General features: G+C 42.1%; 11 protein-coding genes. 4 read left to right on the forward strand and 7 right to left on the reverse strand.

What is annotated here, in order from left to right; all coding sequences use genetic code 11:
- Positions 1-293: 293 nt before the first annotated feature.
- The 3 genes from QZ158_RS06050 to ccpA all read right to left on the reverse strand — a co-directional run bounded on the left by QZ158_RS06050 (position 294) and on the right by ccpA (position 3,715).
- Positions 294-1,616 carry a glycosyltransferase family 4 protein gene (locus QZ158_RS06050; protein ID WP_048789601.1) on the reverse strand — a complete coding sequence of 441 codons (1,323 nt, stop codon included), beginning with the start codon at positions 1,614-1,616 and terminating at the stop codon, positions 294-296.
- 1 nt (position 1,617) lies between these two features.
- Positions 1,618-2,616, reverse strand: coding sequence for a glycosyltransferase (locus QZ158_RS06055; RefSeq protein WP_006597024.1), 999 nt, complete (start codon positions 2,614-2,616; stop codon positions 1,618-1,620).
- A gap of 94 nt (positions 2,617-2,710) precedes the next feature.
- Positions 2,711-3,715 (reverse strand): catabolite control protein A, encoded by a 1,005-nt coding sequence (gene ccpA, locus QZ158_RS06060; RefSeq protein ID WP_293886730.1) that lies wholly within the window; start codon positions 3,713-3,715, stop codon positions 2,711-2,713.
- 160 nt (positions 3,716-3,875) lie between these two features.
- Between ccpA and QZ158_RS06065 the strand changes: the two genes are divergently transcribed.
- A complete protein-coding gene (locus QZ158_RS06065) occupies positions 3,876-4,958 on the forward strand; it encodes a Xaa-Pro peptidase family protein (RefSeq protein WP_293886732.1) in 1,083 nt (360 codons plus the stop codon).
- 93 nt (positions 4,959-5,051) lie between these two features.
- Positions 5,052-5,321 (forward strand): cytochrome O ubiquinol oxidase, encoded by a 270-nt coding sequence (locus QZ158_RS06070; RefSeq protein ID WP_293886734.1) that lies wholly within the window; start codon positions 5,052-5,054, stop codon positions 5,319-5,321.
- A gap of 95 nt (positions 5,322-5,416) precedes the next feature.
- Here QZ158_RS06070 and QZ158_RS06075 read toward each other — a convergent pair whose 3' ends face one another.
- The 4 genes from QZ158_RS06075 to QZ158_RS06090 all read right to left on the reverse strand — a co-directional run bounded on the left by QZ158_RS06075 (position 5,417) and on the right by QZ158_RS06090 (position 10,351).
- A complete protein-coding gene (locus QZ158_RS06075; RefSeq protein ID WP_293886736.1) occupies positions 5,417-5,866 on the reverse strand; it encodes an Rrf2 family transcriptional regulator in 450 nt (149 codons plus the stop codon).
- A 143-nt stretch (positions 5,867-6,009) separates the two neighbouring features.
- Positions 6,010-6,852 (reverse strand): metallophosphoesterase family protein, encoded by an 843-nt coding sequence (locus tag QZ158_RS06080; protein WP_293886738.1) that lies wholly within the window; start codon positions 6,850-6,852, stop codon positions 6,010-6,012.
- Between the two features lie 68 nt (positions 6,853-6,920).
- Positions 6,921-9,638, reverse strand: a complete 2,718-nt coding sequence (locus QZ158_RS06085) for an FtsX-like permease family protein (RefSeq protein WP_293886740.1) — start codon at positions 9,636-9,638, stop codon at positions 6,921-6,923.
- Between the two features lie 11 nt (positions 9,639-9,649).
- The gene (locus QZ158_RS06090; RefSeq protein ID WP_293886742.1) at positions 9,650-10,351 is read right to left on the reverse strand and encodes an ABC transporter ATP-binding protein; all 702 of its coding nucleotides are present in this window, start codon (positions 10,349-10,351) and stop codon (positions 9,650-9,652) included.
- Positions 10,352-10,895: 544 nt separating this feature from the next.
- Here QZ158_RS06090 and QZ158_RS06095 point away from each other — a divergent pair.
- Positions 10,896-11,456, forward strand: coding sequence for a TetR/AcrR family transcriptional regulator (locus tag QZ158_RS06095; protein ID WP_048789594.1), 561 nt, complete (start codon positions 10,896-10,898; stop codon positions 11,454-11,456).
- 165 nt (positions 11,457-11,621) lie between these two features.
- Positions 11,622-13,790, forward strand: coding sequence for a cell surface ecto-5'-nucleotidase Nt5e (nt5e, locus tag QZ158_RS06100; RefSeq protein WP_293886745.1), 2,169 nt, complete (start codon positions 11,622-11,624; stop codon positions 13,788-13,790).
- Positions 13,791-13,883 lie beyond the last annotated feature (93 nt).

The raw sequence follows: 13,883 nt of genomic DNA on the forward strand, positions 1-13,883 counted from the left end.
AAAGGACGTCGCAACGTGGTTCCACCTTCATTTATGTTCCTCAAAAAAGAGGAACACCTCTGATTGGCTCTAACGTGGCCACCGTTTTATGTTTGCATAAAAAGTTCACCGAGTAGTCCCAAACCTATCCTCTACGCGATTTCCAGCTCCACGCGCTCTCTATCAGATTTCCTAGATTTGATATGTCTCTGACTAGTATTATAGCACGATTGAAATATTTTGCAAGAGGAAAAAGCTTCCTATCCCCTATGCCAGGAGCATTTCTTTAGGACCCCTAGCTTTTGAGATGAACTCTAATCCAATAGCTTGGTAATGTTGCGTATCTTTTTCACCTGTTTAAAGGAGCCCTTCATGATTCTCACAGACCCATTCACAGGCATAGCGATAACCTTTTGCGGAATTTTCACAATAGACTTGGTCACCCGTTTGGTACGGCTTTCCTCAGGATGACGTTCATTGTAAAAATCTTTCGATATAATGGCATCCAGATAGAACTCATAGACCCTGCGACCAAAATTTGTCGAAGAAATTTCATAAAGCTTCTCCTCCCACTTAGCCTCATCCTTCTCTGGTGTGGCTAAGGTCGCTTCTAAAATAGCTGCTGCCAAATCTTCTTCCTGGTCATACAAGATTCCGAACATCCGATCATTGATCACATTATCTAAGTAAGGATTACTCTGAGCAATTAGGGGTGTCCCACTAGCGATACTCTCTAAATAGGTCAAGCCTTGCGTCTCACTAGTCGAAGCTGAAATGAAGAAATCTGCTGCTTTATAGTATAGAGCTGTTTCGTTTGGTGGAATCATCCCTGTGAAGACGACCGTATCTGATACACCAAGCTTGGCCGCTTGTTTTTTTAAATCATCCAGATAAGGCCCATCTCCAGCCACAATCAATTTAATATGCGTATTTTCTTCTAGCACTTTAGGCAAAGCCGCAATAACGGCTTGGATATTTTTCTCGTAAGAAACCCGTGACAAGCTCAAGAGCATAATTTCACCCTCTTGAATCCCTAATTTTTCACGAAGGGCTTGCGTCTCCACTTGTGTGATTTCAGGTCGTTCAAACTTCGCCAGCTCGATTCCTGTTGGAATAATCCGTTTTTCAGCCTTGACCTTGTATTTCAGCAAGAGATCATAGACAATCTCACTCGGACAGATGACCCCATCCAAGTCATTCATATAACCACGAACAATGTATTTGACCATACTTGGTCGGATAACCATCCCCTTGGCAATATAACGCACATAATCTTCATACTGGGTATGATAGGTATGAATTACTGGAATCCGAAGCTCCTTAGCAATCCAAACCCCGAGTAGTCCTAAAGAAAACTCCGTCTGTGTATGGATCATATCCAGTTTGTATTGTTTGGCAATGGCCAAAGCCTTGGTAAAGCCGCGATAAGCAATCCGCCGATCCTTAAAAGCAAAGAAAGGGATACTTGGAATGCGGATAATTTGCCAGTCCTCATAGCGGTTGACATCCTTATCCGTCGTCGTAAAGATAAAAACAGTATGTCCCAATTTCTCCAATTCTGTTTTCAGGGTTCGAATACTGGTCGCAACCCCCGATACCTGTGGAAAATAAGTATCTGTAAATAATCCAATACGCATATTACATCTCCAATACTTGCTGATAGGCTTTCACTAGTTGATCGGCTACCAGATCAATTGAGCGACTTTGAGCGACTCGATCCCCTGCATCGCGCTTGTCCACTTGACCAGACAAGACTTTTTCAAGAGAGTCCACAAACTCATCCACTGAATGACACAATTCTGCTGACTCTTGGTCCACCCAACCATGATAAACTGGAATATCCCTGAGAACGACATGCTGGTGACCCGCTAAGGCCTCTAGGACAACAATTCCTTCCGTTTCCTCGTAAGACGGGAAGAAGAAGGCATCCGCACCAGTCATGGCCCCTTGGAATACAGCTCCCTTAAAATAGCCAGGGAATTCAACATTGCTCGGATGATCTTTCTCGACCAGACGACGAATAGCCCGAGGAATCAACCATTTATTAATTGACCCCAACCAAATAAAGCGGACATCTGGCATCCGACGAGCCACTTCTACAAAGTCTTCAATCCCCTTTCGTCTAAAGTAGAGACCCGCACATAAAACGACCTTCTCTCCTTCTTGGATATTAAAGTGCTTCCGAAAAACCTCTTCTTTTTTGGGATCTTTTTTATATTTAGACAAATCAATCCCATTGGAAACGGCGACAATTGGAGTCTTGACCCCGTAGGACTGAATCAGTTGTTTCGAATACTCTGAAGGGGTAATAATAAAATCGGCTTTTTTATACATATGAGCCAAATATTTGCCAAATAAGGGAGCAAACAAATTGGATCCGATAAATGAATTTTGGAAATCTTCCCGTGTGGAATGTCCATGCATGATGACCTTTTTCCCCCGACGTTTGGCAGCATGTAATAGCAACAAACTCCGAGGACCATAGGTATTAATATGGACCACATCGTAATCTCCTAAAATATCCGTAGTATAGGGGATTCCAGCCAAATCCAAGGCATGCATCTGGTGTTGGAGGGCACGACCAATCCCTGATTTTTGTAAAACGGATTTTCCTTCAAGATACAGTAAAACTTTCATACCCTCTATTATACCTGATTTAGCAGACCCCTTCAAGTTTTACCGGAGATTCATACAGAGACAAAAAAAAGGAAGCCTTGGCTTCCTTTGATTTTTACTTCTTCGTAGTCCCACGATGATTGATGGTATGGGCAAGAAGAACTTCTCTTTCTTCCAATTCTTCCTTATGCATAATTTTTGTCAGCATCCGCATACTGATAGCCCCCAAATCATAAAGTGGTTGGCCAACAGTTGAAAGGTTTGGACGAGTGTAGCGTGTAATTTGCGAATCATCACTGGTAATCAACTCAAAATCTTCCGGTACGTTCACACCTTGATCAGCTAGACCATTGAGCAAACCTGCTGCCAATTCATCCCCAGTTACAAAGGCTGCTGTTGCTTTAGATGCAATGATGCGTTCAGCCAAGTTGTAGCCTTCTTCATAGCGGTATTTAGACTCAAAGACCAAGCCTTCACTATAAGACAATTTTTTTGCTTTCAAAGCATCTTTGTAGCCAGCCAAGCGAATCTTACCGTTGATATCATCTACTAATGGTCCACTTACAAAAGCAATCTTTTTATTTCGTTTAGCCAATAGTGTAACCGCGTCTACTGTCGCTTGCTTGTAATCGATATTGACACTTGGCAATTGATGTTCGACATCAACTGTCCCAGCAAGGACCACCGGCGTCCGAGAACGAGAGAATTCTGAACGAATCTTTTCAGTCAAGTGGTAGCCCATGAATACAATCCCATCGACCTGTTTTGAGAAAAGAGTATTGACAACAGAAACTTCTTTATCATCGTCTTCATCGCTGTTGGCAAGGACGATGTTGTACTTGTACATTTCAGCAATGTCATCGATCCCCTTTGCCAGAGTAGAGAAATAACTATTGGTAATATTTGGAATCACAACACCTACGGTTGTGGTTTTCTTACTCGCAAGTCCACGAGCTACTGCATTCGGACGATAGTCCAAACGTTCAATGACTTCCAATACTTTTTTACGAGTATTTTCCTTAACGTTCTTATTTCCGTTCACGACACGGCTAACAGTCGCCATTGAGACACCCGCCTCTCGGGCAACGTCGTAAATGGTTACAGTATCGTCTGTATTCATAATACTTCCTTTCTTTATTGAAAATTTCGTTTTCAGTCTTCTATAACAACTATTCTATCACTTCTTGTAAACACTTTCAAGCATTTTAACATCTTTTTGCAAACTCTTGATTTTTTAGGGAAAATCTGACAAAATATTATCAATAGAAAGAAGGTAGCTTATGTCTAAATTAGATCAAATTGTAGCATTTCTTGAAACCGAAAAAACGGATGTTGCTGTTGTATCCGATCCTGTCACCATCAATTACCTAACTGGATTTTACAGTGATCCTCACGAGCGTCAGCTCTTCTTGTTCGTTTATCCAGACCATGAACCACTTCTTTTTGTACCTGCTCTTGAGGTAGAACGGGCGACAGCAGTTGTGGATTTCCAAGTGGTAGGCTATGTGGATTCTGAAAATCCTTGGGAAAAAATCAAAGGGGCTAGCGCTAATCCAGAAGCCAAAAAGGTCGCTTTGGAATTTGATAATTTGATTTTGACCAAGTACCATGGGCTTCGTTCAGTCTTTGAACAAGCAACATTTACTAATCTCAGCCCTCGAATTAACCGCATGCGCTTGATCAAATCTTTTGATGAGATCCAAAAAATGTTGGTTGCAGGTCAATATGCGGATAAGGCTGTCAATATGGGATTTGACGCTATCTCACTGGATAAAACAGAAACTGATATCGTCGCAGAAATCGACTTTGGCATCAAACGCTTGGGCTATGAAATGAGCTTTGAAACTATGGTCTTGACTGGTAACAATGCAGCCAACCCTCATGGCATTCCTGGAAGCAACAAAATTGAAAAAGATGCTCTTCTTCTTTTCGACTTGGGCTGTATGGTGAATGGCTATGCTTCAGATATGACGCGAACAGTCGCTGTTGGAAAACCAGATGATTTCAAAAAAGAAATCTACCACTTGACTTTAGAAGCTCAACAGGCTGCCCTAGATATGATCAAACCAGGTGTAACAGCACATGACGTAGACCGTGCTGCACGGAGCGTCATTGAAAAAGCAGGATACGGCGAATACTTCAACCACCGCCTTGGACACGGCATTGGAATGGACGTGCATGAATTCCCTTCTATCATGGAAGGAAATGACATGGTCATCGAAGAAGGCATGTGCTTCTCTGTCGAACCAGGCATCTACATCCCTGGAAAAGTCGGAGTTCGAATTGAAGACTGTGGCTATGTGACAAAAGATGGCTTTGGCCTCTTTACCGAAACCAGCAAAGACTTGCTCTATTTTGATTAAGATAGGAAATAAGGAGATTATTTAATTATTGTTTGGCTTGGTAAAGGCTTGCTCGTTCCCCTCGCTCTTATGATTGGAGGAGCTTCGGCGAATATGATTTATTCCTTCCTGCATCTTAATGTAAATAAGAGTACAGATAGTATCATCTTAGGATGTATGTTAGGAATTCTTGCTGCAGCAGTCAATTATTTGCTAACGAAAAAATTTGTTTCCAATCAAGTTCGGTATATGATTGATGAGGAAACAGGGCAACGCATTGCTTTGCGCGATCGTTCTTCCTTTATGTTCATTCCTAATCGTTACTGGACATGGATTTATGCAATTGGATTTATTCTAGTTAGTGTCTTATTTATTAAAAAATAAAAATTAGATAAACTTTAAATCATTTCATTCAACAAAAAAAGCCTTTCAGTATATACTGAAAGGCCTTTTTACATCACGTTTCTTACAGACTCAAATCAAGAAACGGTTGCTAGTTCCATTTGTTTCTTGGTTTGCTCCACCACTTCTTTGAGGCTGGTCTGAGACATTTCCTTTTCCATAGCTAACTGAATCTCTTCCAGCTTCCCATCTAGGACGCCATGGATGCTATTTCCAATCGGACAAGCCGGATTTGGATGCTCGTGGAAACCAAATAATTGACCAGTCCTCCCAAGGCATTCAACAGCCTGGTAGATATCTAACAAACTTATGTCTTCCAATTCTTTGGCCATCTCGGCCCCACCTGTTCCACGCGCCACATGGATCAAGCCTGCCTTTTTTAATTGAGACAAGGTCTTCCGAATAATGACCGAGTTCACCCCAACACTGCCAGCAATCATATCACTGGTCACCTTGGTGCAATCTCCTTTTAAAGCAATCATGACTAATACATGGGTTCCAATGGTAAAACGACTTGAAATTTGCATGGATACTCCTCTCTTCCATCTAGATAGGGATGTTTTAAACTGGATCTAAAGCCATCAGTAACTAAATACATTTACTCTCCAGACGTTAAAGTTCTTTCTTTTAGTCTATTATACCCTTATTTGTTGTAATGTCAACTGTTACACTAATTAAAAAAGTCTCTCAACCATGCGTCTACTTCTACATTGTGTCCCTCTCGCTGGGCTATTTCATGAAGAAGCTCATGATTATGAGTATGGTGGATCCCATTGACTAAACTTTCATAGTAAACTTGGAAGTAAGGTAGTTTCAGATCCTTAGCGAGTTGGAGTTCTTTCTCAATGTCATAGGACACCCGCCGAAAGTCAACATCTTTCAAACCCGATTCATCAAACTCTAGAATAGCATACATGGCCCGGAGATCCTTTCGAAGATTGGCTTGCAAAAAGAAGGGTTGGCCGATAGACCCCGGATTCAAGATGAGCTCTCCACCACTTCCATATCGGAAAAATTGTTGGTGGATATGACCATAGACTGCTAGATCACAAGAGGGATTGGTTACGAGGCGATCAAAATCTTTCTGGTCTCCTATATGGATCAATTCGCGTCCCCAATTTTTATCAGGCAGATGATGGGTAATGCCCACTTTTAAGCCGGAAACTTCCCGATGCACTTGCATGGGCAGACTTTGCATGGCCTCTATTTCTTCTGGACGAATTTCTTCCAAGATATATTGACAATGGCGCATCAAATAGCGGTGACTAGCCCTAGATGGATCCAGCACCCCCTTCATCGCTCGCCACAAGCTATCTTCCCAATTTCCTAAAATCTGTACGGTAATGGGCAATTCTTCAAGTAGGTTCAAAAGATGTCGTCTACCAGTCCCCGGCATAAGAACATCCCCTAATAACCAGTATTCTTCTACACCTGCCCGCTTGGCATCTTCAAGCACAGCCTCTAAAGCAGTTGTATTCCCATGTATATCCGAAAGCAAAGCAATTTTTGTCATGTCTTTTCTCCTTCTCTCATTATACCAAAGCTCTAAAAAACTTCCACCCTAGGGTAGAAGTTTCTTTTTTATTCAACAGATTTCAAAGCCTCCAGCATGTCTACCTTGCGAAGATGATGATTAACCAAGATTCCTAAGCTAGCTAGGATCAGAATGACGCCAGCGATAGGATAAAGATAGACACCAAGGGCCACCCGCGGATAAAAGAGAATGGCATCTGGGGCAATCATGGCGATCAAAAAGCGATGGAGATAAAAACCTCCTAGTAAACCCAATCCTATCCCTACAAGAGACAAGAGGATGGTTTCTCGATAAATATAAAGGGTGACTTCTTGATGATGAAAACCTAATACCTTAATAGTGGATAACTCACGGATTCGTTCTGCCACATTGATATTGGTCAAATTATACAAAATAACCATCGCTAGCAAAATAGATACCAGAACTAAAATCATCATGGTCTTATTCAATGATTGGGCCACAGAACTGAAGAGAGAAATCAAGGAAGTATTTTGCGTAACAGCAAGCGCCGCCCCTTCTTCCATCATGTCCCGACTGACCTTCTGGACGAACTGCTGAGAAGAAGACTGTAATCGGACCAAATAGGCATTCATCTTAGCGCTTTTTCCATAGGTTTTCTGATAGGTCGCTTGATTCATATAGACAAAATGGCCTACATAATTTTCGGTAATCTCAGCCACCCTAATCGTATGCCCATCTATCCGCAAGTCATCTCCAACGCCCACCTTGGCCAGCTGCGCTAATTTACTGGTAATCACCGCCCCATTGGATAGGTCGAGTCTTCCCTCTTCTGAGCGGAGATTGATAAAGGGTTCCAAGCTGTCTTTAGAGGACACCATTAAGGTCATGCTTTGTTTTCCACGTCCGGAAGGATAAGAAGCCTCCACTTGTTTGGTAAAGATGGCTTCTGTCTCTTTAATATCTGCTTGCTTCAAGCGCTTCTTCAAGGATTCTTCCTCTTCGTCTGTCAGACTGGATTTGGTTGAGAGAATCATATCATACTTGAGGATTTCCCCAAACTGACGTTGGGGCACACCACCGACTGAGGATTGAATCCCCAAGCCCGCAAAGAGAAGAGCAACCGAACCAGCAACACCAAATATGGTCATCACCATCCGCTGTTTGTAGCGAAAAATATTTCTAGCGGTCACCTTTTGGGTGAAACTCAAACGTTTCCACAAAAACGGGAGGCGTTCGAGCAAAATACTGGATCCGGAAACTGGCGGTTTTGGAAGGAGGAGGTGACTGGCTTCTTCCTTCAACTCTCTCTTAGCGACTAGATAAGCTGGAAAGACGCTAGAAAGAAGGGAGAGCCCCAAGGCTAATAAGCTATAGGACCCATAAAAATACTGTTGACTAGTGCCTACGACCATCCCCTGCGTAATAATTTGCGAAATGGTTCCTGATAAAACATAATGACCGAGAAGAGTTCCGATGCCTGTCCCAACTGTTCCAGCAACCAAGCCATACAAGAGAAACTTTGCTAAGATATCTTTCGTTCGATAGCCCAAGGCTTTGAACAAGCCCGCATGGCTCCGTTCTTCATCAACAAAACGAGTCATGGTCGTAAACGTGACCATGGCAGCGACTGCGTAGAGTACCACAGGAAATAGATTGCCTACGGCGGAGATACTGGCACTGGCATTACTATACATGAGGTAACCCTGGCCACCTGGAATGGTTTTTCGATCATAGACATGATAGTTTGGTTGCTCTAGATTTTTCAGATCTTCCTTGGCCTTTTCCAGGTCCTTCTGTTTAGTTGCTAGTTCCGATTCACCTGTCTGAATGTTGACCAATTGCTGATCTAGTTGCTTTTGGGCTTCTGCCAACTCGAGTCGTCTCGCCTCTAATTCTTCCTTGGGCAAGAGTGTAGATAGTTGATTCAGCTTATTGGATTGCTCTGTTAATTGTGTCTGTGCTTGACCTGCCTTTTCGCGTGCATCTGCTAACTGTTTGTTGGCAGCATCAAGTTCTTCTTGCCCTTTTTGGACCTTTTGTTTCCCATCAGCCTGCAACTTTCGATAGCGCTCCTGACCATTTCCAGCTAAGAGTTCTTCCAGGTCCTTTTGATGGGAGGCCAGACGATCTTGATAGCTGGTTGAGAATGGATTGAACCCCCTCAAATCATCAAACCGAATCCGAGCAAGGCTATAAACAGGACTAGTAAAGGCTTCTTTTGAGAGGACACCATAGGCATCCAAGGAACCACTCCCACTCGTAGCTTGGCCCAAGTCTTTTTCGGACCACATCTCAGCAGACTTTACAAAGCCAACAATTCGATAGTTTTTTGTCTTTAAAACAGATGGACTTCCAGCTTTTTCATGTATCCTTAGCTGATCCCCAATCTGGTAACGATCTTTCCAAAACGCTGCTAGAGCGACCTCATCTTCCTTCTGCGGAAGCCGTCCTGAAGTCAGCTGAAAGCGTGAGATGGTTTCTGGAATGGAAAAAAGTCGAACAGCTTCGTCCTTTCCGTCAAGCGTCACATCTGTCAGGTAGGAAAACTCCAAGCTGGCCCCCGTCAATCCTTGTAGCTCTTCTTGGTCAGTCTTATCCAAACCAAGATTTCCCAAGACAGCTAGGTCCAACATTTCTTGTTGGTCTATAAAGCGCTGGGCAGTCCGATGCATATTTGGAGTCGTTACTTTTAAACCGACCAGGGCTAAGCTACCCAGCAGCATCAGCGTTAAAATGGACAAAAAGCGCCCTTTGGAACTGGTAAAGGAATGACATAGATTTTTCCAATATACTTTTCGCTTCATGAACAACCTCCCTAATACTCTAGGCTATCGATATCTAGTGGAGTGTTATGGATGGTCACCGATTTTACTTGGGCATCATGCATCTGAATGACACGATCGGCTATTGGCGCTAAAGAAGCATTATGGGTGACGATAATCACTGTTGCCCCTTTTTTACGAGACATGTCCTGAAGAATCTTTAAAACCTGTTTACCGGTTTGGTAGTCTAAAGCCCCTGTTGGTTCATCACAAAGGAGAATCTTAGGGTTCTTCGCCACTGCGCGCGCAATGGCTACCCGTTGTTGTTCCCCACCAGATAGCTGGGCTGGGAAGTTGTTCAAACGCTCACCCAATCCAACCTCTCTCAAGACTTGTTCAGGGTCTAAGGCATCAGAAACAATTTCAGAAGCCAGCTCAACATTTTCCTTGGCTGTCAAATTAGGGATGAGATTATAAAACTGAAAGACAAAACCAACATCATTTCTGCGATAATCCGTTCGTTGGTGCGAGGAGAAGCTTGAGATGGCTTTCCCATCCACTAGTACCTCCCCTTCATCATTGCTATCCATACCTCCCAAAATATTGAGAACTGTTGATTTTCCTGCGCCTGATGCCCCCAAAATAATGACCAATTCGCCTTTATCAATTTCAAAAGTAACATCTTTATTGGCAATGATGTCAGTTTCTCCTGACGGATAGCGTTTATAACTATGTTTCATCTCAATATAAGCCATATCTTTTCTCCCACTTAAACACATGTTCCTATCTTTATTATAGTCCTTTTTTACCGGAAGACCAAGGATAATCAATCTCTTAAAATGACTAAAAAACAAGAAATTTGTGAGGGATGTATTTCCTCTATTTTATGAATAAAGCCATCCAAGAAACTAATACTTTTCTATGCAAAAATAGACAAGGAAAAAGCTTGGTCTTATCTAGTTCCTGATATAGAAATCTCCAAGCATCATCTGCCCTCCTCTCCTTAGTTTGTGATATAATAACAAATAAGTATTAATGATTATTTGCGTTTAAATAACTGATATTTCAAGTTTTTCTTTCATTTTTATATAATAGCCCCTTTGAAAGTGGATCTGGGAAAAAATTTTATAATCCTTCCAAAATGGCTTTCACAGTATAAGAATAAGACCTGATTTCAAGCCATTTAGACTTATAGAATGATACTAAAATTTTATTCTGTTGATGAATAAATTTGATTTCTGTATAATATGATGATTAGTGAACAACATTTATACCAAACTACATGACAAAGGAGGAACTATGACCCGAAAAAAGAGAAAAACGAATTCTAAAAATGCTATCCGAAGCGCCCTATCACGCCTGCTTCTTGAACAATCACTTGAAAGTCTTACCATTAGCCAACTAACAAAGGAAGCCGGCATTAATCGAGGTACCTTCTACCTCCATTATGTAGACAAACAAGATATGTTCAACCAGCTTAAATCTGAACTCTTAGGCGAGTTGGGAGAACTTTTCGCTACAAGCACCGTCAATCGAGCAAATTTTCTTGCCTCACTTCAATATATTCAAGATAATTATGACTTTATCTATGCCTTGATGCAGATGGATTACCAAGAATTTCATTTTCTAATGAAAAATTTCACCCTGCAACTTCTTGACGATACTCCACACGCCAAAGACCACTTGGTTAATAAATTCCAAGTTCCTTATAAGTATGCTGTTGAGATTTTTGCAGCTACGATTGAAGCCGTAATCACAAAATGGTTGTCAACTGGTGCAAAAGAAGAGCCGATCGAAATCGCGACAGTCGTGTTAAGTGTGACTGACTTTACCACTTGGAACCAACCCATAACAGAATAAGAAAATGAGAAAACGAAAGTTTTCTTTTTTTATGGATAAGAGCAACTAGCTGGAACCTCAACGCTCTCACAAGATTATTTGCCCAACTATCAGAAAACGTTTTCCTTTTCTTTCCTTTTTAGCTATAATATTTAGTATGCAATAAAATAGAAATGAGGACCGTTTATGAAAAAGAAGAAACTTCTTTTGCCGATCTTATTGCTTGCTCCTGCCTTCCTAGCTTCTCAGGTAGCTGCAGATGAGCAAACAGCTCCAGAAACTAACCTTGAAGTAGCTGCTGCTTCCACAAATGCTACAGATGCTGCTACTCCTGCTTCAACAGAAGCTAATACAGCTACTTCAGAAGGCGCTACAGAGAGCTCAGCTGACTTGCCTGAAGCAAATATCCTTCATACCAACGATGTCCATGGTCGGATCGTCGAAGAAAAGGGTGTGATTGGTGATGCTAAATTAGCCGCAGTCATCGATGAAGAACGTGCGAAAAATCCATCTACTTTAGTCGTAGATGCTGGAGATGCCTTCCAAGGACTACCGATTTCAAATAGTTCAAAAGGGGAAGAACGAGCTAAAATTTTGAACGAAATTGGCTACGATGCTATGGCAGTCGGAAACCATGAGTTCGATTTTGGTTTGGATGAGGCTAAGAAATACAAAGAAATCTTGAACTTCCCACTTCTCAGCTCCAACACCTACATCAACGGTGCTCGCTTATTTGAGGCTTCCACCATCGTCGATAAAGATAAGAATGTCGTTGGGGATGAGTTTGTCGTCATCGGGGTGACAACGCCTGAAACAGCCACTAAAACTCACCCTAAGAATGTCCAAGGTGTAACCTTTACAGATCCTATTTCAGAAGTAAACAAGGTCATCGATGAAATTGAGGCACGCGCGACTGCTGAAGGCAAGACTTATAAAAACTATGTTGTCCTTGCTCACTTGGGAGTAGATACTACTACACCAATCGAATGGCGAGGATCTACCTTAGCTGAAGAACTTTCTAAAAACTCAAAACTGAAAGGAAAACGTGTCACCGTTATTGATGGGCATTCCCATACTGTTCAATCAACTACATACGGAGAAAACGTGACCTATAACCAAACCGGTAGCTACCTGAACAATATCGGTAAAATCACCTACCAGGCTAACCAATTGCTTGGAAACCCTCAACAAATTTCAGCAGCTTCAACAAAAAATGTCGTGCCAAATGCCAAAGTAGCTGCCATGGTCCAAAAGATCAAGGAACAATACGATGCTGAGAATGCAAAAATCGTTCGTGACAATAGTCCGGTAGAACTAAACGGTCAACGGGAAAATGTCCGTGTCCGTGAAACCAACCTAGGAAATGTCGTGGCAGATGCCCTCTACGAATATGGTCAAACTGGTTTTAGCCATAAGACAGACCTTGCTGTAACCAACGGTGGCGGCTTACGCGAAACCATCGCCAAAGACAAGCCAATCACCAAAGGAAGCGTCATTGCTGTTCTTCCATTTGGGAATACCATCTCTCAAATTAAAGTAACTGGTCAGAATATTGCTGATATGTTTGCTAAATCTCTTGGATCCATTTTACAAGAAAAAGATGGCAAAACCGTTCTTGACGAAAACGGTCAACCCCTTCTTGAACCAAGCGGTGGCTTCCTCCAAGTCTCTGGAGCAAAAGTTTATTACGATACAACCCTACCAGCTGAAAAACGCGTCCTCTATATCGAAATTAAAAACCCAGAAACTGGTCAATATGAACCGCTCAACCTTGCTAAAGATTATTACTTGACTACTAATGACTTCTTAGCAGCAGGTGGGGATGGCTACACCATGTTAGGTGGAGCTCGTGAGGAAGGTCCTTCCATGGACGTTGCCTTTGCAGATTACCTTGCTAAGGCAGATCTCACAGCCTATGCAACCATCAATCCAAATTCTCGTACCATTTCTATTTCTGCTAGCAAAGATACAGATGGAGATGGTGTGGCAGATATTGAGGAAATCAAACAAGGAACAGATCCTGCTAATCCAAAGTCCTACCCAGGAAGCAATAACCAACCAGTTATCCCATCTACCGGTAAAATGGATCAAACATATATTCCAGCTCTAGTTGGTACGAATTCTCCTAATCAACTAGCTAGCCAAACAAAGAATACTTTTACATCTGCTAAGGACGATACACAGATCAAAGCCAACAACCATCACCTGTCCTTCACCTCAGCAAAAACATTTAAACCAGCAGCTGCAAGCCTACCAGAAACAGGAACAGCCGACTCTCCTGCTATCTATATGCTCGCTCTGTTGACATCCATCCTAGCCTTCTTTGGTCTTAAGAAAAAAGAAGAAAACGAATAGTCACTGTAAAAAATAGTCTGGGACAACATTGTTCTCAGCCACAAAAAAGCTAGAGATTTCCAATTATGGACCTCTAGCTTTTTAATTTTGAGT

Source organism: Streptococcus sp. A12, assembly GCF_905372335.1.
In the GTDB taxonomy this organism is placed as follows: Bacteria; Bacillota; Bacilli; order Lactobacillales; family Streptococcaceae; genus Streptococcus.

What these genes read in the sequence shown, in the direction of transcription:
- QZ158_RS06050 (WP_048789601.1), bottom strand. Translation starts at nt 1,616, where the DNA reads ATGCGTATTGGATTATTTACAGATACTTATTTTCCACAGGTATCGGGG.
- QZ158_RS06080 (WP_293886738.1), bottom strand. Translation starts at nt 6,852, where the DNA reads ATGACAAAAATTGCTTTGCTTTCGGATATACATGGGAATACAACTGCT.
- ccpA (WP_293886730.1), bottom strand. Translation starts at nt 3,715, where the DNA reads ATGAATACAGACGATACTGTAACCATTTACGACGTTGCCCGAGAGGCG.
- QZ158_RS06095 (WP_048789594.1), top strand. Translation starts at nt 10,896, where the DNA reads ATGACCCGAAAAAAGAGAAAAACGAATTCTAAAAATGCTATCCGAAGC.
- QZ158_RS06085 (WP_293886740.1), bottom strand. Translation starts at nt 9,638, where the DNA reads ATGAAGCGAAAAGTATATTGGAAAAATCTATGTCATTCCTTTACCAGT.
- QZ158_RS06075 (WP_293886736.1), bottom strand. Translation starts at nt 5,866, where the DNA reads ATGCAAATTTCAAGTCGTTTTACCATTGGAACCCATGTATTAGTCATG.
- nt5e (WP_293886745.1), top strand. Translation starts at nt 11,622, where the DNA reads ATGAAAAAGAAGAAACTTCTTTTGCCGATCTTATTGCTTGCTCCTGCC.
- QZ158_RS06055 (WP_006597024.1), bottom strand. Translation starts at nt 2,616, where the DNA reads ATGAAAGTTTTACTGTATCTTGAAGGAAAATCCGTTTTACAAAAATCA.
- QZ158_RS06070 (WP_293886734.1), top strand. Translation starts at nt 5,052, where the DNA reads ATGATTTATTCCTTCCTGCATCTTAATGTAAATAAGAGTACAGATAGT.
- QZ158_RS06065 (WP_293886732.1), top strand. Translation starts at nt 3,876, where the DNA reads ATGTCTAAATTAGATCAAATTGTAGCATTTCTTGAAACCGAAAAAACG.
- QZ158_RS06090 (WP_293886742.1), bottom strand. Translation starts at nt 10,351, where the DNA reads ATGGCTTATATTGAGATGAAACATAGTTATAAACGCTATCCGTCAGGA.